Source organism: Microbacterium sp. Root53 (assembly GCF_001426925.1).
Lineage (GTDB): Bacteria > Actinomycetota > Actinomycetes > Actinomycetales > Microbacteriaceae > Microbacterium.
The window spans coordinates 1-26,067 of record NZ_LMFR01000001.1; the positions used below are offsets into that span (position 1 = coordinate 1).

Genomic DNA, 26,067 nt, shown 5'->3' on the forward strand with positions numbered 1-26,067 from the left:
CGGGTGGCGGCGTGGAGGGCGGCGACGAGCACGTCGTGGCGTTTCTGGGCGGGGGTGCGGGGGTCGTCGACGGGTTCGTCGTCGGTCCACGGCTCGCCCTCGCCCTTATCTCGGTAGCTGTCGGTGAAGCGGACGGCGGGGTTGCCGCCCGCGTCCAGGATCCGCTGGAGCACCGCGGCGCCTTCGGGCGTGAGGTCTCCGCGTGCGGGGAACAGGCCGTCGCGTTCCTTCCCGATCGTGAACCCGCGCCGCCGGGATGCCTTCTCCGCGTCCGGGGCGGGGCCGTCCTGGTCGAGGTACGCGGCCCASGTGTCCGCCTGCACCTTCAGCTGCGCGAACGTGGGCGGCATCCCGTCGATGAGCCCGGTGGCGCTGGCGACGAGCTCGCGCTCGGCGGCGATCATGACGACCGGGTCGGCGCGGTGCGCGACCCGGTCSAGCGTGCCCGTGATCAGTTCCGCGACCGGCGTGCCGATGTCCCCGTGCCGCATCGCGGCGGCGACSTCGGGATGCCGGGGAGGGAGGRCCTCGCCGGTGAGCGCCGTCTCCGCGCGCAGCCGCTTGTCCAGCCGCACCCGCGCGAGGACCTCCCGCGTCGGCGCCTGSGTGAGKCGTTCGAGCAGCTCGATCCCGTTCCGGCAGCCGTGCTGCGCGGACAGCCGCTCGTCGAGCATCCGGTCGGAGCGGGCGTCGATCTCCCCGGCGGTGCGGACCCGGACCCCGTCCGTGAGGCGGCCGAGTTCCTCGGCGACGCCGGTGGTGGCGTGGCCCTCATCCAGGCCGGCAAGANCGTTCGAGCAGCTCGATCCCGTTCCGGCAGCCGTGCTGCGCGGACAGCCGCTCGTCGAGCATCCGGTCGGAGCGGGCGTCGATCTCCCCGGCGGTGCGGACCCGGACCCCGTCCGTGAGACGGCCGAGCTCTTCGGCGAGCGGCGCGAACGACACCGTCTCCGCGTCGCTCATCCCCGCGATCTGCGGCTGCACCGACCGCAGCACCTCGATCGCCGCCCGCATCGCCTCGTGCGGGGAGAGAGCTTCGAAGATCGACTGCTCGGCCATGACCACAGTATAGTACATATGTACGACATAGACCAGGAAGCAGCTCGAAAGTATCGAACAGAACTACGAGACCAGCCCCGCGGCCTCGAAGGCCTTCGCGTAGATCGCCCGGATCACCGCCTGCTTGCGCACGTTGTACTGCATGACCGTCTCGCGGCCGGCGTTCGCCGCGTCAGCCGCCTCCCGCTTGACGGTGGCGTAGCGTGTGCGGTCCTCCGCATCTCGGCGCAGGTGATCGCGGAAGATGCGATGCCTCCACGGCTCGGGTGCCTCGGGACCGAACACGTGGATGTTCGACTCGCACCCGTCCCATCTCAGACCCCGGTGGCCATCCCACCACGGCTCCCGGATGACCAGGGTGAACCCGGCGCGCTCGAGCGGGGGCAGCCACGCCCAGGGACTCGCCCCCGGCGGCGGCGGGCTGTCGGCGAAGGCCATGATGTCGCGGATGCTCGGCATGCGGTCACTGTCTCACAGGCCTCCGCCGACCCATCCGCTCCACCCCGCGACCGGTTCCGCGCACGAACTAGGATTGAGGTATCCGCGCGCGCATCCCGACGGACGCGCGCGCCCATCCCGATCCCTCCCGACCATTGGAGCCACCATGGCCGAGCCCTCCCGCCTCGACAAGGTCATCAGCCTCGCCCGCCACCGCGGGTTCGTCTTCCAGGCGGGAGAGATCTACGGCGGCTCCCGCTCGGCGTGGGACTACGGCCCCCTCGGCACCGAGCTCAAGGAGAACATCCGCCGCCAGTGGTGGCAGACGTTCGTGCGCGGCCGCGGCGACATGGTCGGCCTCGACTCGTCGATCATCCTGCCCTCGAAGGTGTGGGAGGCCTCGGGTCACGTGGCGACGTTCACCGACCCGCTGGTCGAGTGCCTGCAGTGTCACAAGCGCCACCGCGAGGACCACCTGATCGAGGCCTTCGTGGAGAAGAAGGGCCGCCAGCCCGAGAACGGGATGGCCGACATCGTGTGCCCTGACTGCGGCACGCGCGGCCAGTGGACCGAGCCGAAGTCCTTCTCGGGCCTGGTCAAGACCTACCTCGGCGTGATCGACGACGAGTCGGGCCTGCACTACCTGCGCCCCGAGACCGCGCAGGGCATCTTCGTGAACTTCGCCAACGTGCTCACGGCGTCGCGCAAGAAGCCGCCGTTCGGCGTGGGTCAGGTCGGCAAGGCGTTCCGCAACGAGATCACGCCCGGCAACTTCATCTTCCGCACGCGCGAGTTCGAGCAGATGGAGATCGAGTACTTCGTGCCGCCGGCCGAGGCGCCCGAGTGGTTCGATCACTGGGTCGAGGAGTGCTGGAACTGGTTCGTCGACCTCGGCATCGACCCGGAGCACATGCGCAGGCTCGACATCCCGGACGGCGAGCGCGCGCACTACTCCGACCGCACGATCGACGTGGAGTACGACTTCGGCTTCCCGGGCAAGGGCTGGGGCGAGCTGATGGGCATCGCCAACCGCACCGACTTCGACCTGACCAACCACATCGAGGCGTCGGGCGGCAGCAACCTCACCTACTTCGACCAGGCGTCGGGCGAGAAGTACGTGCCGTACGTGATCGAGCCGTCGTTCGGCCTGACCCGCTCGATGATGGCGTTCCTGATCGACGCGTACACCGAGGAGGAGGTGCCCAACGCCAAGGGCGGCACCGACACCCGCACGGTGCTGCGCCTCGACCCGCGCCTCGCTCCCGTGAAGGTCGCCGTGCTCCCGCTCTCGCGCAACGAGCGCCTGTCGCCGCTGGCGCGCGAGATCGCCGACGACCTGCGCGGCACGTGGAACGTCGACTTCGACGACGCCGGCGCCATCGGGCGCCGCTACCGCCGCCAGGACGAGATCGGCACGCCGCTGTGCGTCACGATCGACTTCGATTCGCTCGACGACCGCGCCGTGACCGTGCGCGATCGGGACACGATGGGCCAGGAGCGCGTGCCGCTCGAGGGCCTGCGCGCCTACCTCGCGGAGCGCCTCCGCGGCGCCTGACCCGCGCACAGCGCGACCCATCGACACCCCGCCGGTCGCCAGGCGCCCGCTCGGCCGGCTGGGCCGCCGGCGACGCCCGGATCACGCGCGGGCCCCGTCGGGAAGACGGGGGCCCGCGCCCGTGTCCGCCCCGGGTGCTTACCGGGATGACGGAATAGATCCTGGCCACGGAAAATTCAATGAATGTACAATCGTCCGCCATGGGAGGTAAACCCGGCCTCCCAGTGCTCGTCAGCCGTAAGGCTGGATTGGATCGTTCAATGTCCCCGCTCGACTTCGGCGCCCCGCTGCGCCCGCCGCAGGCCCCGCGACTCTCAGACATGGTCTTCGACCAGATCGCCGAGGCGATCGTCCACGGAGAGCTCAAGCCCGGCGAAGGCCTTCGCGACCAGGCCCTCGCCGACCGCCTGGGCGTCTCGCGCATGCCCGTGCGCGAGGCGCTGCTGCGCCTGGAGCGCGCGGGCCTCGTCGAGACGGCCGCGAGTCGCTACACCCGCGTCGTCGAGATCACTCCCGAGCGCGCGTCCGAGATCGTCGAGTACGCGGGGTACCTCTACGGCGCCGCGACGCGCATGGCGACGCGTCGCATGGACGACGCGCAGCGCGAGGAGGCCGTCCGGCTGCTCGATGCGATCGTCTCGGCCGGCACAGATCGCGACGCGTACTTCAACGCTACGCGCGCGTTCAACCGCCACATCATCGCCACGTGCGGCAACAGCAACTTCAAGCTGCGCAGCGACCTTCTCTACACGGTCGACTACGTCACGCGGAACATCCCGCTCGCGGGCGTGCTCGACGCGGTCCTTCCGCTGATCGCCCGGCTGCGTCGCGCGATCGAGGAGAAGGACGCGGATGGCGCCGAGGCCGCCGTCCGCGAGCTCCACGGCATCGACGGCGATCTCGGGGAGGTCGCGCAGCGCGTGCGGCAGTGATCGCGCCCGGCGCGTCGCGGCCGCCTTGCCGCATGGGTACCCTACCCGGGTACTAGCATGGGCAGGGGAGGGGGTTCCCTGTTCTCTCTGCGGAAACGGAACGCCCCATTGGACGCTGTACTCGATCTCGACACCCCGCTCCGCAACCGGGGTCCACGCCTGTCGGACCTGGTCTACGACCGTCTCCGCGAGGCGATCCTGGACGGCCGCCTCGCGGCCGGGGAGCTGCTGCGCGACAGCGAGCTGTCGGCCGGGCTCGGAGTGTCCCGCATGCCGATCCGCGAGGCCGTCCAGCGGCTGGAGCGCGCGGGGCTGGTGGAGACCTCCSCCAGCCGCTACACGCGCGTCACGGCGCTGACCGAGCAGCACGTCGCCGAGGCGTGGGAGTACGGCGGCTACCTCTACGGATCGGTGTCGCGCCTCGCCGCCTACCGGATGTTCGAGGACGACCGCGCGCTCGCGCTCACGATGCTCGACGAGGCGACCGCAGCCGCCGAGCCCGGGGAGACCGCCGCGACGCTCGGCCGCCTCTTCAAGCACCTGATCGCGTGCACCGGCAACAGCCTGATCCGCGGCTGCACCGACGTGACCGCCATGATCGACCGCGCCATGCGGGTCTCCTGCGACGCCGCGACAGCGGCCCGCATCCTCGAGCACCGCGCGGCGCTGCGTGAGGCCGTCGTGGCGTGCGACGGCGTCGCGGCCGAGCGGGCGGTCCGGGCGATGTTCGGCGTGCTCTGACGCGCCGTCATCCGGTGACGGTGAGACGCATCCCCTCGCTGCCGCCCCCCTCGACCCAGGCGAGCGAGCGGGTCAGGATCCCGCGGAGCACGTCGAGGTCCACGTCCTCCAGGCGCTTCACGTAGAGGCACCCCACCCCGGTCGTGTGCGGGCCGAGCCGTGCGAGCTCCTCGGCGTGCGCGTCGACCCCGTCGAGGAGGTAGATCGTCGTGGCGGCCTTGCGCGGCGCGAAGCCGAGGATGCCGCAGTCGCCCTCGGTGTCGGTGGGGTAGCGGTAGTGGCACGAGCCGAAGCCGATGATCGTGCCCCACAGCACCGGCTCGCGCCCCGAGATCTCCCGCATGAGGTCGATCAGGATCTCGGCGTCCGCGCGGCGACGCTCGGGCGTCACTCCCAGCAGGTGCGCGGCGACGTCGCCGCCCGACGGCTTCACGTCAGCCGTTCTTGGCGGCGGCCTTCGCCGCGCGCTTGTACTCGCGCACCTTGGCGAGGGTCTCGGGGCTCGTGATGTCGGCGACCGAGCGGAACGCGCCCTCCTCGCCGTACGGACCCGCCGTCTCGCGCCATCCGGCGCCGTCGAAGCCGTACCGCTTGCCCAGCAGCGCGAGGAAGATCCGCGCCTTCTGATCTCCGAATCCCGGCAGGGCCTTGAGGCGCTTCAGCACCTCCTTGCCGTCCGGGTCGCCCTGCGTCCAGATCGCGGCGGCGTCGCCGCCCCAGTCGTCCACGATCGTCTGGCAGAGCGTGCGCACGCGGTCAGCCATGGAGCCCGGGAAGCGGTGCACGGCCGGCGTCTGCCGGAACGCCTCGGTGAACGCCTCGGGGTCGTAGCCCGCGATCGTGGCCGCGTCGACGGATCCGATCCGCTGCCGGATCTTCTCGGGGCCCGTGAACGCCGTCTCCATCGCGATCTGCTGGTCCAGCAGCATCCCGATCAGCAGGGCGAGCGGGTTCTCGGTCAGCAGCGCGTCGGCGGCGTCGTCACCGGTGATGGAGAGCGTCATGTGACCATTCTCTCCCCGGCTTGCTGGGGCGACGGTGCTTCTACGCGCCCTCAGCGATCAGCGGTGCATTGCGCTCCGCGACCGCGCCAGGAGGTGCGGTCACCGCCGCCCAGATGTCTCGCGCTATGAACCTGCGGTTGTACGTCCGGATCGGACCGCTGAGGATACCGAGGCTTACCAGCCTTTCGAGTGCAGCGTTGACTGTCGGCGCGGCCTTGCCGAAGCGTCGTGTGAGCATGGGGACCGTCACGAGCGGGTCACCGATGAGGATGTCGGCGATATCGCGGATGACGCCCTTGCTCCCAGCTTCTTGGAGGAGCTCGACGTAGCGGCGCTGCACTGAGAGCAGGCGATCGACGCGAAGCGCGGTATCCGTGGCGGATGCGGCGATGCCCTCTGCGAAGAAGCGAATCCAAGGATCCCAACGACCAGTGGCGGAGACCGAAGCGAGATGATCCTGGTACTCCGTCTTTCGGGCTTCGAACCAGGGTGAGACGCTGAGCAGCGGTTCGCGCAGCACGCCGTCGACCATGAAGTGGAGCACAACGAGCAGGCGTCCAATGCGTCCGTTTCCGTCGTTGAACGGATGAAGTGTCTCGAACTGGTAGTGCGCGAGGGCGGCCGCGACGATCGGGTCGCGCTCGATCTCTCGCGACCGTATCCAATCGATGAGGTCTCCGATCGCTGCTCTGAGCTCGACGCCCGGCGGCATGGGCACGAACCTCGCGTCTTCGATCGAGCCGGTCGGGCTGCCGATCGCGACCGGTGTGGTCCTCACGCGTCCGGCATCCTGCGTATCCGAGTCTGTGCCTCGTACAAGGACCTTCTGACATGTCTCGAGGAGGCCGACCGTGATATTCCCGGACTCTGCCACGTAGTTGAACGCGACGCTCGCAGCTTCCACGTAGTTCAGCACCTCGACCAGCTCCTTGCTGAGCTTCTCGTCGCTGGTGTCGGCCCCGAGCACCTGCTCAAGGGGAGCGAAGGTTCCCTCGAGAGCTGAGGTGCTCTGTGCTTCGCGCCGAAGCGTCGGCCGACGGAGGAGATCAGGGCTGGGGACCTGGCTCGAGGCTTGGTCCAGTCGCGCCAAAGCGCGGTTCGCTTCGTTCACTGCCCGCCACGTCGCGGACTCGAGTGGAGGTTCGTCGCCCAGCGGGTCGGCGACGTACGCGACATGGTTATAGGGCGATCCGAAGCGCCCGTCGATGGAGAACCGCGTACAGACCTTGAATCACATCGCTGTAGTTAACGTTCTCTGCGACTTGACCTTAGGTGCCCGTCAGGCGGGTCCTGCGGGGTCACGCACTCGCTGGTCCAGCAGCATCCCGATCAAGAGCGCGAACGGGTAGTCGGTCAGCAGGGTGTCGGCCGCAATGTCGCCGGTGATGGTCAGAGCCCAGGACTCCATGCTCGCCTCACAGACGCGTGCGTGTCCCGCGATCCGCGGCTGTCTTGACAGAGCAGCCCCCGGGCGAGGTAGATTGGTAAGTCCAATAGATGTTTACGCGGAAGGAGGCTCGCGTGCCCAAGGTCGTGTACGTCGAGAGTGACGGTACCGAGCGCATCGTCGAGGCTGCCGATGGTGAGAGCGTCATGAGCGCTGCCGTGCGGACGGGCGTGAAGGGGATCGTCGGTGAGTGCGGCGGCCAGCTCTCGTGCGCCACGTGCCATGTCTGGGTCAAGGACGAGTTCCGCGACAAGGTGGGCGGGCCCGGCCCGCTCGAGGAGGACCTGCTCGACATGGGGGTGTCCGAGTTCACCGAGGCGAGCCGTCTCGGCTGCCAGATCAAGATGTGCGACGAGCTCGATGGACTCGTCGTGGAGCCGCGCGCTGAGGCGTGGCACTGAGAGGAGACAGAGAATCATGTTGCGCCCTGACATCAACGAGCTGCTGACGCAGACCGGCCCTGGCACGCCCATGGGCAATCTGTTCCGCCGCTACTGGCAGCCCGTGCTGCACACCGAAGAGCTGCCGGAGGACGGCTGCCCGCCCGTCCGGGTGAAGATCCTGTCGGAGCGCCTCGTCGCGGTGCGCACCCCCGAGGGCAAGTACGGACTCATGGACGAGTTCTGCGCCCACCGCGGCATCTCGCTCTTCTTCGGACGCATCGAGGAGGGGGGGATCCGCTGCCCGTACCACGGCTGGAAGTACAACCAGGACGGTCAGGCGATCGACGTCCCCAGCGAGCTGAACAACTCGGAGTTCTGCAAGAACGTCAAGCTGCGCTCGTACCCGCTCGTCAAGGTGGGCGACATCCTGTGGACATACATGGGCGAGCCCGATAAGCAGCCGCCGCTGCCCACGTGGGAGTTCGCGACCGTCCCCTCGAAGCAGACCTTCACCTCGAAGCGCTACCAGGAGAACAACTGGCTGCAGGCGCTCGAGGGCGGCATCGACTCGAGCCACGTCACCTGGCTGCACGGCGGTGGCCCGACCGGCAAGGGCCTCGAGGCCGACCCGCTGTTCAAGGGCGCCAAGGGCAACGAGTACAACAAGAACGACCTCAAGCCCTTCTTCGAGGTCGTCGAGAACGAGGGCGGCCTGCTGATCGGCGCTCGCCGCAACGCCGAGGAGGGCCACTACTACTGGCGTGTCACGCCGTGGGTGCTCCCGAACTTCACGATGGTGCCGCCGCGCGGTGACCACCCGGTCCACGGCCACTTCTGGGTCCCGATCGACGACGAGAACTGCTGGGCGTGGTCGTTCGACTACCACCCCACGCGTGAACTCACCGAGGCCGAGGTCCAGGCGATGAAGGACGGTGCGGGCGTTCACTCCAAGAACATCCCCGGTACGTACCGCCCGGTGGCGAACAAGGAGAACGACTACCTCATCGATCGCGAGAAGCAGAAGGCCGGCATCCTGTTCTCGGGTGTCGAGGGCATCGCGATCCAGGACTCGTCGCTGCAGGAGTCGATGGGCCCCATCGTCGACCGCACGAAGGAGCGGCTCGTCGCGACCGACGCCGGCATCATCAAGGCGCGCCAGAAGCTGCGCCGTGCCGCCGAGGCGCTGCGCGACAACGGGACGGAGCCGGCCGGCAACATCCCCGAGCACCAGCAGATCCGCTCGGTCGCCATCGTGCTGCCGGCCGACCAGCCGTTCGTCGAGGGCATCGGCGAGGCGTTCAAGGCGCGTCCGGGCGTACCGCAGACCTCGGTGTGAACATGTCGAAGCCGATCATGGTGAGCAGTCACGTGCTCGCGACGACCGCCAAGGAGGCCTCGTTCCGCCTCGACTACCCTCTGGCCTTCGCGCGCTCGACCCGTGTCATCGCATTCGATGACGCGGCCGAGGCCGTCGTGCGCAGGATCGCGGACAACCCGTGGGGGCAGGCGCAGTTCTACACGGTGTCGGACACCGGCGTGGAGCTGTTCACCCTGGACGGTGAGACGCGGCTGATGGAGGCCGAGATCGAGCACTCCGACTCGATCATCTTCGTGGCGACCAACGGCATCAAACCCGACGCGACCTGGGCGGTCGGCAAGGCCGCGTGGGAGCGGTCCATCATGACCGCCGGTCTGCTGATGCTCAACGAGGGCGACCTCGAGAGCTCGACGCTGGCCGCCATCCGTCCGCACTGCCGGATCCTCCTGGTTCCCGCTGACGAGGACGACCTCTTCCAGCTGCTGGTCGCGATCCGCGCATGACGACGATCCCTCAGCTGCAGGCGATGAAGCAGGCGGGCGAGAAGTCCGTCTGCTTCGTCGCCTGGGACTATCACATGGCCACGATCGCGGACCGGGTCGGCGCGGATATCGTCTCGGTCGGGGACACGGTCGGCACCAACCTGTGGGGACAGCCGAACCCGCTGGAGATCACGTTCGACGAGCTGCTGGTGGCGGCCAAGGCCGTGCGCCGCGGGGTGAAGAACGCGCTGGTCAGCGCCGACTTCCCCTTCGGTCCGCTGCAGTCCGGCGACGCGGTTCCCGCGGCGATCAGGCTCGTGAAGGAAGCCGCCGTCGATCTCGTGAAGCTCGACGGCGCCGCCGACTTCCCCGAGGCGGTCGAGGCCGTGACGAAGGCGGGCGTGCCCGTCTTCGCCCAGTTCGGCATCACGCCGCAGACGTCGTTGAAGTACGGCATCGAGTACAGCGCGGCCCACACCGCGGAGATCCCCGACGAGATGGTCGAGGAGTTCATCGGCGAGGCCAAGCGTCTCGAGGACGCCGGCGCCGTGGCGCTGAACTTCACCAACTCCGGTCCGGTGATCGGCGCGGCCGTCGTGGACGCGGTGAGGATCCCGGTGCTGGGCGGGTTCGGCGGCGGACCGTGGCTGGACGGCCGCATCCGCATGATCACCGCGGCCGTCGGCTACAACTCGAAGAACGTCGACGCGGAACCGGACACCTACGCCAACGTCGCCAAGGTGATCCACGACGCGCTCGCCGAGTGCGCGGCGGACATCCGCGGCGCCCGCAAGCTCAAGGGTCAGAAGTGACAGGGGTGCGATATGCCTGAGGTGGAACTCGGAGGGATCCGGACTCGCTACGAGGTGATCGGGGATGGTCCGCCGATCCTGATGTTCAGCCCCGGCGGCTTCGACGCGAGCCTGGACAACTGGACGACGTTCGGCCGGTACAAGGACCTCGGCTTCGTCGAGGCGCTCTCGAAGGACTACACCTGCGTGGTCTACGACCGGCGCGAGTCGGGCCGTTCGGGCGGACGCCTGGAGCGGCTGTCCTGGCCGAAGTACGTGGATCAGGCGCTTGCGCTGATCGACCACCTCGGCTTCGAGCAGGTGCACACCATGGGCGGCTGCGTCGGCTGCACCTCGGCGGCGATGCTCGCCGTGGCGCAGCCCGCGCGCGTGCGCAGCATGGTGCTGTTCTCGCCGGCCGGCGGCGTGACGTACCGCGCGGCGCAGCACAAGCGCTTCACGCAACACCTCGGCTTCGCACTCGAGCACGGCGTGGCCGCGGTGGTGGAGCACGCCCGCTCGACCGAGGCCGGCTTCAGCAAGGACCCGCGGGTCAGCCCCTGGGCGGCGGCGCTGCGCTCGGACGACGAGTTCGCCAAGACGTTCGCGCAGACCAGCATCGAGCGCTACACGACCATCGTGTCGGGATCGGCGCGCCTGCTGTTCGACCGCGACACGGTGCCCGGCCCCGAACCGGAGGATCTGCAGCTGCTGGACACCCCCGCGCTGATCGTGCCGGGCGAGGACCTCTCGCACACGCGGTCGGCCGCGCGGTACCTGCAGGAATGCCTGCCCGTGAACGAGTACTGGGATGTGCCGGTCGCGGAGCAGACACCGGAGGCGTCAGTGGCCCGGGTGCGCGACTTCCTGTCGAAGTACTAGGCGCACACGTGAGAGGGGCGGTGGCTTGCAGCCACCGCCCCTCTCACGTCTGTCGGCGTCAGATGCCGCCGGATTCCTCGAGGCGCGCGATCTGGGCGATGCGCTCGGCGTGCACGCCGCCGTTGAACGGCGTGGCGAGCCAGCGGTCGAGCAGCGAGAGCGCCTGCTCCTCGTCCAGCACCTTGGTGCCGATGACCATGACGTTGGCGTCGTTGTTGCCCCGCGAGATGTCCACGGCGAACTCCGAGTAGGCCAGGCCCGCCCGGATGCCGCGCATCTTGTTGCACGCGACGACCTCGCCCTGCCCGCTGCCGCCCAGGACGATGCCGAGCTCGGCGCGTCCGGACTGCACAGCGCGGCACAGGTCGGCGCACAGCTCGGGGTAGTCGACGACGTCGGTGACGTGCGCGGCGAGGTCGATCACGTCGTGCCCGCGCGCGGTGAGCACCTCGACCATCCGCGGCCGCATGCCGATGCCGTGATGGTCGCCGGTGATCGCGATGCGGGTCATCAGCCGCGCATCCCGAGCGTCGACGGCACGAAGATGCTCTCGAACGCCGGACGCTCTGTCAGGATGCCCTGCGTCATGGCGTTGTCGATCAGCTTCTCGAGCGTCACACGCGAGCCCTCCACGCCGTACGGGAGCGGGTCGGATCCGGTGAGCTCCATGACGGCGGTGAGGGTGCGATCCTGTCCCTTCTTCGCGCCGTCACTGTGCGCACGCAGCTCGTCGACGTAGCGGCGCTTCGCCTCGGTGAAGGCGTCGAAGATCGCGCGGGGGAGGTCGGGGCGCTCGGCGACGAGCGAGTCCTTCACGACGACGAGGTGGTTGATCGGGAAGACACCGGTGTCGCGCAGCACATCCAGGCCGGCCCGCAGCGGGTCGGCGAACAGCGGCACGACGTCAGGGTGGTCGATCGAGGCGCCGATGACGGCGTCGAGCTCGCCGGCGAGCAGCAGCTCCTCGAGAGTGCGGCCCTCTGGGGCCTGCACGACGTTGGCCGGCGGCACGTAGGTCGCGACGTGCTCGTCGCCGGAGCGCACCCAGGTGACGCTCGTCAGGTCCAGTCCCGCCTCAGCGAGGGCCGCACGGGCCCACACGCCGGTGGTGACCGTGTAGCCGCGGTTGACCCCGACGCGCTTGCCCGCGAGGTCGGGCGCCGTCATTCCGGAGTCGGCCTTGCGGATCTGCACGGCTCCGTGGTGGAAGTCGCGCACCAGGAAGATCGGAAGCGCGGTGAACGGGGCGCCGTGCTCCTTGGCCGTCAGGTAGGTGGTGAGCGCCATCTCGGCGACGTCGTACTCGAGGTTGCGCACCATCTTGCGGAAGCCCTTCACGAGGACCGGCTCATCGACGAAGTCGAGGGTGTACCCGGCCGGGGCGACGCTGCCCGTGATGAGCGCGCGGTTCGCGCCCTGCAGCCGGGTGAGTGTGGACAGGTGCATGGTGCCTCCGAGATCGTGTGGTGCGACTGCCTCGAATGCTAACGTGGTATGACCATTTATCCAATGAAGAGCCCAAGGATGTGCGCATGAGCGAAACGGTTCTGGCAGCGGTGCGGACCGCGCCGGGGGTCACCGAGATGCAGGAGCTCCCGAAGCCCCGCATCGACGCTGACTCGGCCCTGCTGAAGGTGGAGGTCGCCGGCATCTGCGGCACCGACGCCAAGCTGTACTTCAACCCGCCGAGCACCCCGGCCACGCAGGGGCGCGTGATCATGGGCCACGAGAACGTCGGCGTGATCGTGGAGGCGGGCGAGCAGTTCAAGATCCGCCACGGGCTGCAGGAGGGCGACCGCGTCTTCGTCGAGCACTACGTGGCCTGCTTCAACTGCGAGTGGTGCCGCATCGGCGAGTATCGCCACTGCGAGGCGACCGACTGGCGCACCAATCCCGACGCCCGCCGCTTCGGTTATACGTCGGCCGACTTCGACGGCAACCTGTGGGGCGGCTTCTCGGAGTACATGTACCTGCCGTGGAACGCGGTGCTGCACAAGGTGCCCGACACCGTCACCCCCGAGCTGGCCGGTCTGGTGATGCCGATCTCGAACGGCATCGAATGGGCGCTGCTCACCGCCGGCATCGGCTACAACGACACGGTGCTCATCCAGGGCCCGGGCCAGCAGGGCCTGGCCCAGCTGATGGCGGCCAAGCAGGCCGGTGCATCCAAGATCATCGTCTCGGGCACCACCCGCGACAAGGACCGCCTCGCGCTGGCCGAGGAGCTCGGCGCCGATCACACCATCGACGTGCTCACCGAGGACCCGCGCGAGAAGATCATGGATCTCACGAACGGTCGCGGCCTCGACTTCGTGCTCGACTGCACCTCGCGCGCCGGCACCGCACCGGCACTGCTGGGCATCGACGTGCTCAAGCGTCGCGAGGGCACGCTCGTCGTGCAGGGCGAGCTCGCTGCGTTCCCCGACTTCCCGCTCAAGCAGGTCACCGAGAAGGCGATCACCATCAAGTCGGCGCGCGGTCACTCGTTCAATGCGTGCGAGCTCGCGATCGCGCAGATCGCGTCGGGCCGATTCCCGATGCACAAGCTCGCCACGCACCGCTACGGCATCGACCAGGTCGACCTCGCGATCCGCGTGCTCGCCGGCAAGACCGACGAGGACGCGATCCACATCTCGATGATGCCCGAGCTGATCGGCAAGCCCGGCGGCCGGAAGGACGCCGCCTGATGCCGGGCGTCGTCGTCACCGACCCGCCCCGCACGCCGCTCGATCAGGTCGATGCGCTCGCCGCGTTCGGCGTCGCGACCATCCACGAGGCGCAGGGACGCACCGGTCTGCTCGGATCGTCGATCACCCCGATTCAGCAGAACGTGCGCGTCGCGGGCAACGCCGTCACCGTGACCGTCGCCCCGGGCGACAACACGATGATCGGCGTGGCCGTCGAGCAGTGCCAGGAGGGCGACATCCTCGTGGTCGTGCCGACCTCGCCGTGCGACATGGGCTACTTCGGAGACCTGTTGGCCACCTCGCTCAAGGCACGGGGCGTGCGCGGCCTGGTCATCGAGGCAGGAGTGCGCGACGTGGCCGACCTGCGAGAGATGGGCTTCGCGGTCTGGTCGAGCCACGTCTCCGCCGAGGGCACGCGCAAGGGCGCGCTCGGCGACGTCAACGTGCCGATCTCCGTCGCGGGCCGCATCGTCGAACCCGGCGATGTCGTCGTCGCGGACGACGACGGCGTGGTCATCGTCCCCCGCGCTCAGGCCCCGGCCGTCGCGCGCGCCTCCCGCGAGCGCGAGGAGAAGGAGGAGCGCGCCCGTGCGCGCTATCTGGCGGGCGAGATCGCGCTTGACGTGAACGACATGCGACCCATGATCGAGAAGGCCGGCATCCGCTACGTGGACTACCAGGCCTGGAAGGAAGAGGCCGACAAGTGATCATCGACGTCCACGGCCATTACACGACCGAGCCCAGCGCGCTGCTGGACTTCCGCAAGGCGCAGCTGAACGGCGAGAGTCCCGCATCCGCGGACCTGTGGAACCGGATCAGCGACGACCAGGTGCGCGAGAGCGTCGTCGGCAACCAGATCCGCGTGCTCACCGAGCGCGGCGGCGACCTGATGATCTTCTCGCCCCGCGCGTCGGGCATGCAGCACCACCAGCCGGACGCCCGCATGGCGGACGAGTGGGCGCGCGCGTCGAACGACCTGATCTCGCGAGTCAGCTCGCTGTTCCCCGAGCACTTCGCGCCGGCCGCGCAGCTGCCCCAGACGCCCGAGGGCAATCTCGACGGCGCGATCGCCGAGCTGCGCCGCACGGTCACCGAGCTCGGCTTCGTCGCGGCCAACCTGAACCCGGATCCGTCGGGAACGTGGGCGGGCAAGCCGCTCACCGACGAGTCGTGGTTCCCGCTGTACGAGGCGGCCGAGGAGCTCGACGTGCCGTTCATGGTGCACGTCTCGACGGCGGACAACCCGAACTTCCACACGCTCGGCGCGCACTACCTGAACGCCGACACCAGCGTGTTCATGCAGCTGCTGCAGTCGGACCTGTTCCAGCGGTTCCCCGGTCTGCGCCTGGTGATCCCGCACGGCGGCGGGGCCGTTCCGTACCACTGGGGACGCTACCGCGGCCTGTCCGTGCGCAACGGCTGGCAGGATCCGTCCGAGCTGCTCGCGAACGTGTTCTTCGACACAGCCGTGTACCACCAGCCGGGCATCGACCTGCTGACCGAGGTCGTGCCGGCCGCGAACGTGCTGTTCGCGTCCGAGATGCTCGGCGCGGTGCGCGGAGCCGACCCCGAGACGGGCGTGGAGTGGGACGACACCCTCGTCTACCTGCGAAGCGCCGACCTGGACGAGGACGACTTCGATCGCATCACCCGCGCCAACGCGCTGCGGGTCTATCCGCGCCTTGCGGCGCGCCTGGAGGGCACGAGCGCATGAGCAGGATCCCGCTGACATTCGCGTGCGGCGACTACGACCGCACCCGGTCCATCGCGGAGGGCACGGTCCCCGTTGACGGCGTCGACCTCAACTATCTGCGCCTGCCCGTGGAGGAGACCTTCTTCCGCATGCTGCGGCACCGCGAGTTCGAGGTCGCCGAGATGTCGCTGTCGACGTACACGGCGACGCTCGACAGGGCCGGCGGCCTGGAGAACTCGCCGTTCGTGGCGATCCCGGTCTACACCTCGCGGGTCTTCCGTCACGGCGGCATCTTCATCAACACCGAGGCGGGCATCGAGCGGCCGTCCGACCTGGTCGGCAAGCGCATCGCCATGCCGGAGATGCAGCTCACGGCGGTGGTCTGGCAGCGCGGCATCCTCGCCGACCACTACGGCGTGCCGCTCGACTCGGCGACGTACTTCACGGGCGGCGAGGAGACCCCCGGCCGGATCGAGAAGGGCAAGGTCGACGTGCCCTTCGACGTCCGCCCGATCCCCGAGGACAAGACGATCTCGCGGATGCTTGCCGACGGCGAGCTCGACGCGCTGCTCGCGCCCCGCATCCCGAGCACGTTCGATCCGAAGGGCGGCACCGTCGCGCGCCTGTTCCCCGACGCGAAGGCGGCCGAGCAGGAGTACTTCGCTCAGACCGGGATCTTCCCGATCATGCACGTCGTCGTGATCCGCCGGGACGTCTACGAGCGCGCGCCGTGGGTGGCGCAGTCGCTGACGAAGGCGCTGAACATCGCCAAGAAGGAGGCGCACGCGCGCATCTACGATGCGTCGGCGCTGCAGCTGATGGACCCCTGGCTCATGGTGCACCTCGAGCAGGCGCGCACGCTGCTGGGTGAGGACTTCTGGTCGTACGGGCTCGGCCCGTCCGATCGCAAGGTGCTCGAGACCTTCCTGCGCTACCACCACGAGCAGGGCCTGTCGCGCACGCTGCGCGCGCCGGAGGAGATCTTCGCCCCCGAATCGCTGGAATCGTTCATCATCTGACGCCACGGAACTGTCGCACTCACGCTGAGAGGGCCTGGAGCGCAAGCTCCAGGCCCTCTCAGCGTGAGTGCGGTGATCACGCCGGGGCGTGCGCGCTCAGGTGCGTCTTCAGCGGGATGTCGAGGTCGCCCGCGGCGTCGGCGGGGATGGTGCGGCCCATCTCGAGGACGCGGCGCACGGCCATGTAGTCGCGCGGCGAGTTCACCGCCTCGACCGAGACCAGCCGCCCGTCGCGGTAGTAGAGGGCGGAGAACTGCTCGGTGTCGGGGTCGCCGCGCAGCACGACCTGGTCGTACCCGATCGACAGGCCGGCCATCTGCAGCTTCAGGTCGGCCTGGTCGGACCAGAACCAGGGCAGCGGCGGCTCGACGGGCTCGCGGTCGAGCAGGGCCGCCGCGGCGGCCTTCGCCAGCGCGATCGCGTTGGGCACCGACTCGAGACGCACCTGGCCGTGGTCGGGGTGCGCCACGACGGCACAGTCGCCGGCGGCGACGACGCCGGGCAGGCGGGTGCGGCCCTGCTGATCGACCTCGATGCCACGGTCGGTGCCGATGCCCAGCTGCTGCGCGAGCTCGGTGTGCGGGATGAGTCCGATGCCCACGACGACGACGTCCGCATCGATGACACGACCGTCGGCCAGCTCGACGCCGCTCACGCGGCCCTCGCCGCGGAAGCCGGTCACGGCCGCGCCGGTTTCGATCTGCGTGCCGCGGCGGCGGTGCGCGGCGGCGTAGAACGCCGACATCTCCGGCGCGACCACGCGGGCCATGAGCCGATCCAGTGCCTCGAGCACGGTGACCTTCTTGCCCTTGGCGGTCGAGGCCGCGGCGATCTCGAGGCCCACGAAGCCGCCGCCGACGACGACCACGTGCTCGGCCGCGTCGAGGTCCCGACGCAGGTTCGCGGCGTCGTCGACGTCGCGCAGGTAGTGGATGCCAGCGAGGTCGGATCCGGGCGCCTGCAGACGGCGCGGGTGGCCGCCTACGGTGAGGGCGAGCTTGTCGAAGGCAAGCGTCAGGCCGCTCTTCGTCCGGGCCTGGCCGGCGCCGTTGCCGCCCTCGACGAGCGTGATGGTCTCTATCCACTCGCCGCGCAGCACGTCGATGCCGTTGGCCTCGTAGAAGTCCTCCCCGCGCAGCGAGAGCTCGGTCTCGTCGGCCTTGCCGGAGAGGTACGCCTTGGACAGGGGCGGGCGCTGGTAGGGGAGCCGGGGCTCGCCGCTGACGAGCGTGATCCTGCCGGCGTGATCCATCTCTCGGAGGCTGGTGGCGAGCTGCAGGCCCGCCTGGCCGGCCCCGACGATGAGGGTTCCGGCTGACAGCGGGCGCGCCGTTGCGTCGGTCATCATGGTCCTCCTTCTACGGTTAGACCATTAGACCACATTTACCGCATGCGCGCACCGGCGAAGTCTCCGCGGGGGCCGGTGGCCGCTCGCAGAGGGGCCGCGTCGGCGCCTTCGCGGCCGACGCGGCTCAGCGGACGCTCACTCGTCGCCCTCGAGCAGCCTGATGCGATCGGCTGTGCGCCCCAGGTGCTCGGTCATGATCGCGCTCGCGCGCTCGAGGTCGCGTGCCTCGACGGCGTCGATGATGTCGTCGTGCTCCTGGATGCCGCGCATGCCCATGACCGGGGCGGCCGCCTTCGCCTCCGTGAGCGAGGTGAGGATGGGGCCGTAGAAGCTGCGCATCAGCACCTCGACGGCGCCGTTGTGCGCGCACGCGGCGAGGCGTACGTGGAACGCGGCCGACATCTCCGTAGAGTACCGGCCCTCGTTCTCGAGATCCTTCGACTCGGCCACGATGGCGCGCAACGCCGCGATGTCGTCGTCGGTGGCGTACTTCATCACCAGGGGCAGGATCGCGACTTCGAAGGCCAGACGCGCCTCCGTCGCGGCCGTGCCCGTGATCGGCGAGAGTGAGAGAAGGTGCGCGAGGTTGTCGCCCACCAGCTCGGCGGAAGGGGAGGTGAGGAACGAGCCGCCCTGGGCGCCGACGCGCACCTCGACCAGGCCGTTGGCCTCGAGGATGCGCAGCGCCTCGCGCACTGTGACCCGGCTCACTCCGAACTGCTGGCACAGGTCGCGCTCGTTGGGCAGTCGATCCCCGGCCTTCAGCTCGCCATCGCGGATGAACTGCTTGATCTGATCGACGATGGCGTAGGACGTCCGCCCGACGTTGACCGGCGTGAACTTCGGTGTACTGCGGCGGTCGGGTGAGGTGGAAGACATGATCTCTTTCTGTGGCCCCACGACGCTCAGGATGTGATGGAGTGGGGTGCGCATGGGGCGGCGCTCGCGAAGTTCGCGAGACCGAGCACTTCGGCAAACATATATTATCGTTCTCTATCTCTGCGGCGCTCGTGGCGTTCCGGGTGGGGGAAATCGGCATATGGACCTGCGGCAGTTGCGGTACTTCACGGCGGTGGCGGAAACCTGCCATTTCGGGCAGGCGTCTGAACGGCTGCAGGTCTCGCAGTCGACGATCTCGCAGGCGATCCGGGCGCTCGAGGATGAGCTCGGCGCCACGCTGCTGGAGCGCACCACCCGCCTCGTCACCGTGACGACCGCCGGCGCGTTCCTCTATTCAGAGGCCGAGCAGATCTTCCGCCGGGTCGACGAGGCAGCGGTCGCGGTGAAGCGGCTCGCGGCCGGCAAGTCGGGATTCCTCCGGCTGGGGATGACGGGCATCGCCACGTACGCGTACCTCCCCCGCATCGCGCGCCTGCTGCGCGAGGAGCTGCACGGCGTGGTGCTGTCGGTGCGCGGCGACATGCTGACCCCCGACCAGTGCGACGCGCTGCGCTCCGGTGCGCTCGGGCTCGGGATCCTGCGTCCTCCGGTCGTCGGCGATGGAATAGAGACGCTGCCGTTCGTGAAGGAGCGTCTGCTGCTCGCGATGCCGGAGGCGCACCCGCTGGCGGACAAGCCGGATCTCACGCTGATCGATCTGCGTGACGAGGCGTGGGTCGCGTACGACGGCGACCACTCGCCCCTGAACGACGCCGCGAGCCACGCCTGCCTGCAGGCAGGCTTCACGCCGCGTCGGGCGCACTTCGGCCTGACGACATCGGTGCTGCTCGGCCTCGTCGCGGCCGGCCTCGGCGTCACGCTGGTGCCCGAGGGTGCCCGCGCCCTGCCGCGTCAGGGAGTCCGCTTCCGCGAGGTGGACGGCGTCGGCGAGCTCGAGCAGGTGCTCGCCTTCCGCAAGGACGCGCGCGATCCGGTCGTCGACGCCGCGGTGTCTCTCCTGCAGGCGCGCTGGGCCGAGGAGCCGGTCGAGGCGTAGCGCCTGCCGAGCGGTGCCCGTCGCCCCCTGGGCCCGGCCCCCGGGTTCCCGCGCGCCTGCGCCTGAGTGGCTCCCGGCGTCCCCGGCGGGGACGCCGGGTTCGGCGCGTCCCTCCGCCGCCCACACACCCTTTCATCGATATTCTGCTTGCAATAGCCTTTGATTAAGTGTTAGCTGGCATCAATCGGCCCGCACTTCTCCGCGACGAAGCGGAGGGACGAGAGGGAAGTGATGATGCTTCGCAGAAACGTGACGTCGGTCTGTGCTCTGGTCCTCACCGCGTCGGCGCTCGCCGGCTGCAGCACGGCCAAGGCTGCCGAGGGGTCCGAGGAGATCGCCCTGGCGTCCGGTGCCGACCGGCAGCAGATGCTCGAGGAGGGTGCCGCGGACGAGGGCAAACTGATGTGGTACACCACCACGATCCCCGACCAGCTCGCCAACCCTCTCGCGGAGGCCTTCGAGGAGAAGTACCCCTTCGCCGACGTCGAGATCTACCGCGCCAACTCCACCGACGTCGCGTCGAAGGTCATCAAGGAGTACCAGGCCGGCAGCCACTTCGTGGACGTCGTCGACGGCACCGGCACGGCCACCATGCTCGAGAGCACCGACGCCATCCAGCCGTTCACGTCGCCGGAGCTCGATGCCTATCCCGACTCGGCGAAGGACCCCGAGGGGTTCTCGGCGCCGCAGCTGATGTACTTCATGGCCGTCGCGTACAACACCGACATGGTGTCGCCGGACGACGTGCCGCAGACCTATGAGGACCTGCTCGACCCGAAGTGGAAGGGGAGGATGTCCTGGAGCACGAGCCCGACCTCCGGCGGGCCGCTGTTCCTGGGCAACCTCATGGAGGCCTGGGGCGAGGACCGCGCGATGGACTACTTCGACGACCTCGCCGCGCAGCAGATGCAGAACGTCGACGCCTCCGGTCGCGCCGTGCTCGACCGCGTCATCAGCGGCCAGGTGCCGATCGGCGTGCAGCTGTTCAACGACCAGATCGTGGACGCGGCGTCCAAGGGCGCGCCCGTCGACTGGGCCCCGCTGAACCCCGTGACCGCGCAGTACTCCCGCGTCGCGCTGGCGAAGTACCCGCCGCACCCCCACACCGCGATGCTCTTCCTGGACTTCATCCTCTCCGAGGAAGGTCAGGAGATCATCCGCGACGGCAATGGCATTCCCGCGCATCCCGAGGTGGACGCGCTGACCCCCGAGCTCAAGCCCGAGCAGGGCGGCTTCGAGGCGCAGTTCACCGATCCGGAGCAGGTGATGAAGCAGACCAACGAGTGGGCCGACCTCTACGAGGAGATGTTCATGTGACGTCCGCTTCGCGGATACCGCAGCACGGCATGAGAGCAATGGAGCAAGGAGAGAGATGACGATGGGCGACGACGTGAAGGTTCCCCTGCGCGGAATGCTGATCGACGGACAGCTGGTGGGGGCCTCGGACGGCGGCGTCCTGGATGCCGAGAACCCCACGACCGAGAAGGTGATCGGACGGCTGCCCGACGCGACGGCCGACGACGTCGGCCGCGCGGTCGCCGCCGCTCGCCGGGTCTCGGGGGAGTGGAGCGGCACGCCGTGGACCAAGCGCGCGGCGCTGCTGCGACAGTTCGCCGACGTGCTGGACGCGAACCGCGACGAGCTGGCCGAGCTGGACGCGCGTGACGCGGGACTTCCGATCGCCAGCATGCGCGCCGACGTCACGAGCGCGGCAAACGAGATCCGCTACTTCGCGGGGATCGCCGGCGAGACGAAAGGCGAGACGATCCCGAGCGGTCCGGATCAGGTGACCTACACCGAGTTCGTGCCGTACCCGGTGGTCGCCCGCATCGTGCCGTTCAACCACCCGATCAAGTTCATCTCGGGCAAGGCCGCCGCCGCGCTCGCGGCGGGCGCGCCCGTGATCGCCAAGCCGGGCGAGCAGACCTCGCTGTCGGCGCTGCGGCTGGCGGAGCTCGTGAAGGACCTCTTCCCCGCGGGTGTGTTCAACATCATCACGGGATCGGGAGCGAAGGCGGGCGCCGCGCTCTCGGCGCACCCCGACGTGCCGCGCGTCGCGTTCACCGGATCCGTCCCCACCGGGTCGCGGATCATGGAGGCCGGGTCGGCCGCGATCAAGCACGTCAGCCTCGAGCTCGGCGGCAAGAACCCGATGGTGGTCTTCCCCGACGCCGACGCCGAGAAGGCGGCGGTCGCCTCGGTCGCGGCGATGAACTTCGCCCGCTCGATGGGGCAGTCGTGCGGATCGACTTCCCGCGTGTTCGTGCACCGCGACATCAAGGACCGCTTCGTGGCGGCGCTCGTGAAGCGCCTGTCCGAGCTGAAGGTCGGCGACCCGATGCAGGACGACACGGACATGGGGCCGGTGGCGTTCCGCGGTCACTACGAGAAGGTGGTCCGCTACGTGCAGTCCGGCATCGATGAGGGCGCGACGCTCGCGTATGGCGGCAAGCGCCCCGAGGGGCTGGACACCGGCTACTTCATCCAGCCCACCGCGTTCACCGGCGTGACCATGGACATGACGATCGCGCAGGAGGAGATCTTCGGTCCCGTCGTGTCGGTTCTCGACTGGGACGACTACGACGAGCTGCTCGATCAGGTCAACCATCCCGAGCTGGGTCTCACCGGCAACATCTGGACGCGCGACATCTCGCAGGCGCTGCGCATGGCCCGGCACATCGACTCGGGTTACATCTCGATCAATGGCACCGGCAAGCGCCCGACCGGCGCGCCATTCGGCGGCTTCCGGCAGAGCGGCATCGGCAAGGAGAGCTCCGTCGACGAGCTGCTCAGCTACGGCCGCCAGAAGTCCGTGACCATCACCCTCTGATCCGACCCCCGAGGAGACACCATGAGCAACACCACGACCGCGGAGCGCGGCGCCGTCATCATCACCGGCGCGGCGCACGGGATCGGCTCGGCGTATGCCGACCGGCTCTCGTCCGACGGCTACCCGATCGTGATCGCCGACCTCGACGAGGCCGGAGCCAAGGCGAAGGCCGAGGCCCTCATCGCCGACGGGGGCCGCGCCCTCGCCGTGCGGGCCGACATCTCCAAGGAAGAGGACGTCCAGGCGCTCGTCGACGCTGCGGTCGCAGAGTTCGGCACCATCACCGGCCTCGTCAACAACGCCGCCGTCTTCTCGGTCGTCCCGATGTCGCGTGCCCCGTACGACGAGATCGGGCTGGACGAGTGGGACCTCATGATGCGCGTGAACCTGCGCGGCACATGGCAGATGTGCAAGGCCGTCGCCCCGCACATGGCCAAGAACGGCTACGGCAAGATCGTCAACATCTCGTCGGGCACCGCCCTGAAGGGATCGGCGAGCCGGATCCACTACGTCACGAGCAAAGCGGGGATCCTCGGCTTCACCAAGACGCTCGCCCGTGAGGTGGGCGCGGACGGCATCCGCGTCAACTGCATCGCGCCGGGCTCGACCCTGAGCGAGGAGAACGCGTCGGAGAAGGACATCGAGTACCGCAAGTCGCGCGTCGGTGACCGCGCCCTCGGCCGCGTGCAGATGCCCGAGGACCTCTCGGGCGCCGTCTCGTTCTTCATCTCGCCCGACAGCGACTTCGTCACCGGTCAGACCCTCGTGGTCGACGGCGGCTCGTGCATGCACTGATGGCTGCCGAGACCGTCTACGACCGCCTCGTGCGGGATGCCGTCGATCTGCACTGCCACATCGACGTCGAGTTCTCCCAGACGCTGTTCCGCAAGGCTGCATCGGAGTGGGAATGGCTGCCCGTGGCGGAGGACGCCGGCATGCGCGCCGTCGTGCTGAAGTCACACCTGTGGCCGACGGCCACCGCGATCCCGTACATCCGGGAGCTGTACCAGGGGCCCGTCGAGGTCTACGGCAGCATCACGCTCAACAGCCACGTCGGCGGGCTCGACCCGTTCGCCGTCGAAGCGGCCGCGCACCTCGGCGCCAAGGCGGTGTTCATGCCGACCTGGAGCTCGAGGAACGACGCCGAGCGAGGCGGCTTCGGCAAGCGCCTCGGCGACGCGTTCGAGCACTTCGACCACCAGCGGCTGGGCGTGCTCAGCGTGCTCGACGAGGACGAGAGGCTCACCGACGTCGCGAGCGAGATCATTCGGCTCGTCGCTGAGAAGGACATGATGCTCAGCACGGGGCACCTGTCGTGGCGCGAGTCCCTCGCGATCGCCGAGGAGGCGCACCGGATCGGCTTCGACCGCGTGCTCTGCGGACATCCGCTGTCCGGATCCGTCGGCGCGCCGCACGATGCGGTGCGCGAGGCCGCGAAGCTCGGCGCGTACATCGAGTTCTGCTGGCCCACGATCTCGCCCGGTCGGCACGATCCGGCCGAGGTGGTCGGGCTCGTCGGTGAGATCGGCGCCGAGCGCGCCGTGTTCACGAGCGACTTCTTCGGAGGCAGCAACCCGTCGCCGTCGGCGCTGCTGCGGATGCTGCTGGGCGCGGTGTACGACGCGGGCCTCTCCGAAGACGCCGTCCGTCGGGCGGCGTCCGACAACCCCGCAGCGCTGCTGGGACTGACATAGCCGCACGGCTGCGGCATCAAAGGAGATGCGATGAAGAAGAGGATGCGGACCGGTGCAGCAGGCATGGCTGCGGCGGCGCTGCTGCTGACCGGTTGCGGCGGAGCAGGCGTGGCGGGAGTCGCCGGCGGCGAGGGCGGGGAGGAGGAGACGTCGGCCACCGCCGTGTACGACGAGATCAACGCTCTGAGCGGTCAGGAGCGCACCGACCGGCTGGTCGAGCTGGCGCAGGAGGAGGGCGAGCTCACGATCTACCACTCCAACACCGACCTCGGGGCGGTGATCGAGGCCTTCGAGGAGACCTACGACATCACCGTGGACGCCACCCGGGGCAACTCGGAGACGGTGCTGCAGAAGGTGATGAGCGAGAACAGCGCCGGCAGCCTGGGCGTCGACGTGCTGGAGAACCCGTTCAAGGAGAACGTGATCGCCAATCAGCAGGGACTGTTCTACGCCTATGAGAGCGAGTTCCGCGACGCTGTCGTCGACGAGGCCCGGATGGACGGCTGGACCGCCAACTACTTCAACGTCTTCGTCGTCGGCTGGAACGCCGACAACGTCGACGCGGAGGAGATCCCATCCGAGATCAAGGACTTCGCCGAGTCGACGTGGGACGGGCGCGTCGCGCTCGAGATGAACGACACCGACTGGTTCGCGGCCGTGTCGAAGCACTACCTCGACCAGGGCATGAGCGAGGCCGAGGTCGACGGGATGTGGGCCGGCATCGCCGAGAACGCGTCGGTCGAGAAGGGCCACAGCGCGATGGGCGACATGCTCGCGGCCGGCAAGCTGCAGATCGCCCTGTCGATCTACCAGCACACGCTCGACGGTGCCTCCGAGGAGCTCGGCGCACCTGTGCAGTGGAAGAGAGAGGGCGGCGGGCACGTCGGCCCCGTCGTGATCAGCCCGACCGGGGCTGGCGTCCTGAAGGCCGCCGAGCACCCGGCGGCGGCGATGCTGTTCATGGACTTCATGCTCGGTGAGCAGGGACAGCAGATCATGCACGACAACTTTCGTGTCGGATCCGTCCCGCGTGAGGACAGCTGGATCGCGGGAGTCGAGACGATCCCGATGCCGCTCGAGGTCGCGACCGAGGACTTCGAGTACTGGGACGACAAGTACCGCGAGCTCGTGGGCGGCTGAGCCGCGCCCCGGGGAGCGGACTGCCGCCCAGGTCGCTCATAGCCCGGCCTGAGATATCCGACGAAGGGAACAAGGAGGTCCCCATTGCTGAGACATCGTTTCGTATCCGGCGCGGCGTCGGTCGCCTTGATCGCAGCGACCGTCCTGGGTGCTCACACCCTCAGCGCGCAGAAGGCGCCGGCTCAGACCGTCGCCGGCATGGTCGCTGACGACGGCCCACCCGCGCCCACGTTCGTGCAGTTCTCGCCCAGTGCGGTGAAGGGCGCGCTCTACTACCCGGATGCGTCGGCGCACCCGGATCCTTCAGTCGCCGTCATCGCAATGCACCGCAACTCGAACTACATGTCGCACATCAGCACCGGGGAGCTGCCGGCGCGTGGCTTCGTGGTGCTGGGAATGAACCCCGTGTGCGACAACAACGAAGCAGCCTGCGCGCCGTGGGAAGACAACGCGCTGGCCGTCAAGCAGGGCATCGAGTACCTGCGTGACTTTCCTGGCATCCAGAAGGTCGTCCTTCTGGGGCACAGCGGTGGCGGACCCACCATGAAGCCGGACCGTTCGGATCCAGTTCGCGGGGACGGACATGAGCGCCCACATGTCGGTCTTCGCTCCCAGGACATACAAGAAGGGGCACCGTCACGGCCCCGGTCGCGCGATCCTGATCCCGAAGGGTGAGGGGTACTCGCTG

29 protein-coding genes are annotated in these 26,067 nt (G+C 69.0%); 19 read left to right on the forward strand and 10 right to left on the reverse strand.

The annotated features are described in order from the left end of the window. Positions 1-674 (reverse strand): DUF222 domain-containing protein (locus ASD19_RS14945; protein WP_156377049.1); only part of this gene is annotated, 674 nt, incomplete at its 3' end. Between the two features lie 448 nt (positions 675-1,122). Next, positions 1,123-1,518, reverse strand: coding sequence for a GrpB family protein (locus ASD19_RS00015; RefSeq protein WP_055987558.1), 396 nt, complete (start codon positions 1,516-1,518; stop codon positions 1,123-1,125). Between the two features lie 145 nt (positions 1,519-1,663). Here ASD19_RS00015 and ASD19_RS00020 point away from each other — a divergent pair, with 145 nt between their 5' ends. The 3 genes from ASD19_RS00020 (at position 1,664) to ASD19_RS00030 (ending at position 4,725) form a co-directional block, all read left to right on the forward strand. Next, positions 1,664-3,052, forward strand: coding sequence for a glycine--tRNA ligase (locus tag ASD19_RS00020; RefSeq protein WP_055987560.1), 1,389 nt, complete (start codon positions 1,664-1,666; stop codon positions 3,050-3,052). Between the two features lie 260 nt (positions 3,053-3,312). Further along, entirely contained in the window at positions 3,313-3,984 is a 672-nt protein-coding gene (locus ASD19_RS14470) for a GntR family transcriptional regulator (RefSeq protein WP_055987562.1), read from the forward strand. 108 nt (positions 3,985-4,092) lie between these two features. Beyond that, positions 4,093-4,725 carry a GntR family transcriptional regulator gene (locus tag ASD19_RS00030; RefSeq protein ID WP_055987564.1) on the forward strand — a complete coding sequence of 211 codons (633 nt, stop codon included), beginning with the start codon at positions 4,093-4,095 and terminating at the stop codon, positions 4,723-4,725. A gap of 7 nt (positions 4,726-4,732) precedes the next feature. Here ASD19_RS00030 and ASD19_RS00035 read toward each other — a convergent pair whose 3' ends face one another. From ASD19_RS00035 to ASD19_RS14870, 4 genes are all read right to left on the reverse strand, one after another. After that, positions 4,733-5,158 (reverse strand): DUF1801 domain-containing protein, encoded by a 426-nt coding sequence (locus tag ASD19_RS00035; protein ID WP_055987566.1) that lies wholly within the window; start codon positions 5,156-5,158, stop codon positions 4,733-4,735. Position 5,159: 1 nt separating this feature from the next. After that, positions 5,160-5,729, reverse strand: a complete 570-nt coding sequence (locus ASD19_RS00040; RefSeq protein WP_055987568.1) for an HhH-GPD-type base excision DNA repair protein — start codon at positions 5,727-5,729, stop codon at positions 5,160-5,162. A gap of 40 nt (positions 5,730-5,769) precedes the next feature. After that, the gene (locus ASD19_RS00045) at positions 5,770-6,840 is read right to left on the reverse strand and encodes a Fic family protein (RefSeq protein ID WP_200941020.1); all 1,071 of its coding nucleotides are present in this window, start codon (positions 6,838-6,840) and stop codon (positions 5,770-5,772) included. 168 nt (positions 6,841-7,008) lie between these two features. Continuing rightward, positions 7,009-7,137 carry a hypothetical protein gene (locus ASD19_RS14870; RefSeq protein WP_268777921.1) on the reverse strand — a complete coding sequence of 43 codons (129 nt, stop codon included), beginning with the start codon at positions 7,135-7,137 and terminating at the stop codon, positions 7,009-7,011. A 113-nt stretch (positions 7,138-7,250) separates the two neighbouring features. Here ASD19_RS14870 and ASD19_RS00050 point away from each other — a divergent pair, with 113 nt between their 5' ends. Genes ASD19_RS00050 through ASD19_RS00070 form a run of 5 tightly spaced genes read left to right on the forward strand, consistent with a single transcriptional unit; the run spans position 7,251 to position 11,032 of the window. Continuing rightward, entirely contained in the window at positions 7,251-7,577 is a 327-nt protein-coding gene (locus ASD19_RS00050) for a 2Fe-2S iron-sulfur cluster-binding protein (RefSeq protein ID WP_055987572.1), read from the forward strand. Positions 7,578-7,593: 16 nt separating this feature from the next. After that, positions 7,594-8,895 (forward strand): aromatic ring-hydroxylating dioxygenase subunit alpha, encoded by a 1,302-nt coding sequence (locus tag ASD19_RS00055; RefSeq protein WP_055987574.1) that lies wholly within the window; start codon positions 7,594-7,596, stop codon positions 8,893-8,895. Positions 8,896-8,897: 2 nt separating this feature from the next. After that, entirely contained in the window at positions 8,898-9,380 is a 483-nt protein-coding gene (locus ASD19_RS00060; RefSeq protein WP_055987576.1) for a hypothetical protein, read from the forward strand. Then, a complete protein-coding gene (locus ASD19_RS00065) occupies positions 9,377-10,171 on the forward strand; it encodes a 3-methyl-2-oxobutanoate hydroxymethyltransferase (protein ID WP_055987578.1) in 795 nt (264 codons plus the stop codon). Before ASD19_RS00060 ends, ASD19_RS00065 begins: the two co-directional genes overlap by 4 nt. A 12-nt stretch (positions 10,172-10,183) precedes the next feature. Beyond that, positions 10,184-11,032: an alpha/beta fold hydrolase gene (locus ASD19_RS00070; RefSeq protein ID WP_055987580.1), complete on the forward strand. Its 849-nt coding sequence runs from the start codon at positions 10,184-10,186 to the stop codon at positions 11,030-11,032. A gap of 58 nt (positions 11,033-11,090) precedes the next feature. On the opposite strand, the gene ASD19_RS00075 is transcribed toward ASD19_RS00070, so the two are convergent. Both ASD19_RS00075 and ASD19_RS00080 read right to left on the reverse strand, forming a co-directional pair. Beyond that, complete coding sequence (locus tag ASD19_RS00075; RefSeq protein ID WP_055987582.1) at positions 11,091-11,543, reverse strand: RpiB/LacA/LacB family sugar-phosphate isomerase; 453 nt, start codon at positions 11,541-11,543, stop codon at positions 11,091-11,093. Further along, positions 11,543-12,478: a hypothetical protein gene (locus ASD19_RS00080; RefSeq protein ID WP_055987584.1), complete on the reverse strand. Its 936-nt coding sequence runs from the start codon at positions 12,476-12,478 to the stop codon at positions 11,543-11,545. The genes ASD19_RS00075 and ASD19_RS00080 overlap by 1 nt, the downstream gene beginning before the upstream one ends. Before the next feature lie 86 nt (positions 12,479-12,564). Here ASD19_RS00080 and ASD19_RS00085 point away from each other — a divergent pair, with 86 nt between their 5' ends. Genes ASD19_RS00085 through ASD19_RS00100 form a run of 4 tightly spaced genes read left to right on the forward strand, consistent with a single transcriptional unit; the run spans position 12,565 to position 16,431 of the window. Continuing rightward, entirely contained in the window at positions 12,565-13,719 is a 1,155-nt protein-coding gene (locus ASD19_RS00085) for a zinc-dependent alcohol dehydrogenase (protein WP_055987585.1), read from the forward strand. After that, complete coding sequence (locus ASD19_RS00090) at positions 13,719-14,426, forward strand: 4-carboxy-4-hydroxy-2-oxoadipate aldolase/oxaloacetate decarboxylase (RefSeq protein ID WP_055987587.1); 708 nt, start codon at positions 13,719-13,721, stop codon at positions 14,424-14,426. Before ASD19_RS00085 ends, ASD19_RS00090 begins: the two co-directional genes overlap by 1 nt. After that, positions 14,423-15,433 (forward strand): amidohydrolase family protein, encoded by a 1,011-nt coding sequence (locus ASD19_RS00095; RefSeq protein ID WP_055987590.1) that lies wholly within the window; start codon positions 14,423-14,425, stop codon positions 15,431-15,433. Before ASD19_RS00090 ends, ASD19_RS00095 begins: the two co-directional genes overlap by 4 nt. Continuing rightward, complete coding sequence (locus tag ASD19_RS00100) at positions 15,430-16,431, forward strand: hypothetical protein (protein WP_055987592.1); 1,002 nt, start codon at positions 15,430-15,432, stop codon at positions 16,429-16,431. The genes ASD19_RS00095 and ASD19_RS00100 overlap by 4 nt, the downstream gene beginning before the upstream one ends. Positions 16,432-16,507: 76 nt before the next feature. Here the strand turns inward: ASD19_RS00100 and ASD19_RS00105 are convergent, their stop codons facing one another. Both ASD19_RS00105 and ASD19_RS14875 read right to left on the reverse strand, forming a co-directional pair. Beyond that, entirely contained in the window at positions 16,508-17,779 is a 1,272-nt protein-coding gene (locus ASD19_RS00105) for an NAD(P)/FAD-dependent oxidoreductase (RefSeq protein ID WP_200941022.1), read from the reverse strand. Between the two features lie 135 nt (positions 17,780-17,914). After that, complete coding sequence (locus ASD19_RS14875) at positions 17,915-18,658, reverse strand: FadR/GntR family transcriptional regulator (protein WP_134745456.1); 744 nt, start codon at positions 18,656-18,658, stop codon at positions 17,915-17,917. 160 nt (positions 18,659-18,818) lie between these two features. Here ASD19_RS14875 and ASD19_RS00115 point away from each other — a divergent pair, with 160 nt between their 5' ends. The 7 genes from ASD19_RS00115 (at position 18,819) to ASD19_RS14180 (ending at position 26,054) form a co-directional block, all read left to right on the forward strand. Next, entirely contained in the window at positions 18,819-19,715 is an 897-nt protein-coding gene (locus ASD19_RS00115; protein WP_055987594.1) for a LysR family transcriptional regulator, read from the forward strand. Positions 19,716-19,946: 231 nt separating this feature from the next. Further along, a complete protein-coding gene (locus ASD19_RS00120) occupies positions 19,947-21,032 on the forward strand; it encodes an ABC transporter substrate-binding protein (RefSeq protein ID WP_156377051.1) in 1,086 nt (361 codons plus the stop codon). Between the two features lie 55 nt (positions 21,033-21,087). Then, positions 21,088-22,545 (forward strand): aldehyde dehydrogenase family protein, encoded by a 1,458-nt coding sequence (locus tag ASD19_RS00125; RefSeq protein ID WP_082542858.1) that lies wholly within the window; start codon positions 21,088-21,090, stop codon positions 22,543-22,545. 21 nt (positions 22,546-22,566) lie between these two features. After that, positions 22,567-23,340: an SDR family NAD(P)-dependent oxidoreductase gene (locus ASD19_RS00130; RefSeq protein ID WP_055987597.1), complete on the forward strand. Its 774-nt coding sequence runs from the start codon at positions 22,567-22,569 to the stop codon at positions 23,338-23,340. Further along, positions 23,340-24,239 carry a DUF6282 family protein gene (locus ASD19_RS00135; RefSeq protein ID WP_055987599.1) on the forward strand — a complete coding sequence of 300 codons (900 nt, stop codon included), beginning with the start codon at positions 23,340-23,342 and terminating at the stop codon, positions 24,237-24,239. The genes ASD19_RS00130 and ASD19_RS00135 overlap by 1 nt, the downstream gene beginning before the upstream one ends. Before the next feature lie 30 nt (positions 24,240-24,269). Beyond that, positions 24,270-25,379 (forward strand): ABC transporter substrate-binding protein, encoded by a 1,110-nt coding sequence (locus ASD19_RS00140; RefSeq protein WP_082542859.1) that lies wholly within the window; start codon positions 24,270-24,272, stop codon positions 25,377-25,379. A gap of 198 nt (positions 25,380-25,577) precedes the next feature. Beyond that, a complete protein-coding gene (locus ASD19_RS14180) occupies positions 25,578-26,054 on the forward strand; it encodes a hypothetical protein (RefSeq protein WP_134745461.1) in 477 nt (158 codons plus the stop codon). Positions 26,055-26,067: the final 13 nt, after the last annotated feature.

What these genes read in the sequence shown, in the direction of transcription:
- ASD19_RS00015 (WP_055987558.1), bottom strand. Translation starts at nt 1,518, where the DNA reads ATGCCGAGCATCCGCGACATCATGGCCTTCGCCGACAGCCCGCCGCCG.
- ASD19_RS00020 (WP_055987560.1), top strand. Translation starts at nt 1,664, where the DNA reads ATGGCCGAGCCCTCCCGCCTCGACAAGGTCATCAGCCTCGCCCGCCAC.
- ASD19_RS14470 (WP_055987562.1), top strand. Translation starts at nt 3,313, where the DNA reads ATGTCCCCGCTCGACTTCGGCGCCCCGCTGCGCCCGCCGCAGGCCCCG.
- ASD19_RS00040 (WP_055987568.1), bottom strand. Translation starts at nt 5,729, where the DNA reads ATGACGCTCTCCATCACCGGTGACGACGCCGCCGACGCGCTGCTGACC.
- ASD19_RS14870 (WP_268777921.1), bottom strand. Translation starts at nt 7,137, where the DNA reads ATGGAGTCCTGGGCTCTGACCATCACCGGCGACATTGCGGCCGACACC.
- ASD19_RS00055 (WP_055987574.1), top strand. Translation starts at nt 7,594, where the DNA reads ATGTTGCGCCCTGACATCAACGAGCTGCTGACGCAGACCGGCCCTGGC.
- ASD19_RS00060 (WP_055987576.1), top strand. Translation starts at nt 8,898, where the DNA reads ATGTCGAAGCCGATCATGGTGAGCAGTCACGTGCTCGCGACGACCGCC.
- ASD19_RS00065 (WP_055987578.1), top strand. Translation starts at nt 9,377, where the DNA reads ATGACGACGATCCCTCAGCTGCAGGCGATGAAGCAGGCGGGCGAGAAG.
- ASD19_RS00070 (WP_055987580.1), top strand. Translation starts at nt 10,184, where the DNA reads ATGCCTGAGGTGGAACTCGGAGGGATCCGGACTCGCTACGAGGTGATC.
- ASD19_RS00075 (WP_055987582.1), bottom strand. Translation starts at nt 11,543, where the DNA reads ATGACCCGCATCGCGATCACCGGCGACCATCACGGCATCGGCATGCGG.
- ASD19_RS00080 (WP_055987584.1), bottom strand. Translation starts at nt 12,478, where the DNA reads ATGCACCTGTCCACACTCACCCGGCTGCAGGGCGCGAACCGCGCGCTC.
- ASD19_RS00085 (WP_055987585.1), top strand. Translation starts at nt 12,565, where the DNA reads ATGAGCGAAACGGTTCTGGCAGCGGTGCGGACCGCGCCGGGGGTCACC.
- ASD19_RS00090 (WP_055987587.1), top strand. Translation starts at nt 13,719, where the DNA reads ATGCCGGGCGTCGTCGTCACCGACCCGCCCCGCACGCCGCTCGATCAG.
- ASD19_RS00100 (WP_055987592.1), top strand. Translation starts at nt 15,430, where the DNA reads ATGAGCAGGATCCCGCTGACATTCGCGTGCGGCGACTACGACCGCACC.
- ASD19_RS00105 (WP_200941022.1), bottom strand. Translation starts at nt 17,779, where the DNA reads ATGATGACCGACGCAACGGCGCGCCCGCTGTCAGCCGGAACCCTCATC.
- ASD19_RS14875 (WP_134745456.1), bottom strand. Translation starts at nt 18,658, where the DNA reads ATGTCTTCCACCTCACCCGACCGCCGCAGTACACCGAAGTTCACGCCG.
- ASD19_RS00115 (WP_055987594.1), top strand. Translation starts at nt 18,819, where the DNA reads ATGGACCTGCGGCAGTTGCGGTACTTCACGGCGGTGGCGGAAACCTGC.
- ASD19_RS00120 (WP_156377051.1), top strand. Translation starts at nt 19,947, where the DNA reads ATGATGCTTCGCAGAAACGTGACGTCGGTCTGTGCTCTGGTCCTCACC.
- ASD19_RS00125 (WP_082542858.1), top strand. Translation starts at nt 21,088, where the DNA reads ATGACGATGGGCGACGACGTGAAGGTTCCCCTGCGCGGAATGCTGATC.
- ASD19_RS00130 (WP_055987597.1), top strand. Translation starts at nt 22,567, where the DNA reads ATGAGCAACACCACGACCGCGGAGCGCGGCGCCGTCATCATCACCGGC.
- ASD19_RS00135 (WP_055987599.1), top strand. Translation starts at nt 23,340, where the DNA reads ATGGCTGCCGAGACCGTCTACGACCGCCTCGTGCGGGATGCCGTCGAT.
- ASD19_RS00140 (WP_082542859.1), top strand. Translation starts at nt 24,270, where the DNA reads ATGAAGAAGAGGATGCGGACCGGTGCAGCAGGCATGGCTGCGGCGGCG.
- ASD19_RS14180 (WP_134745461.1), top strand. Translation starts at nt 25,578, where the DNA reads ATGGTCGCTGACGACGGCCCACCCGCGCCCACGTTCGTGCAGTTCTCG.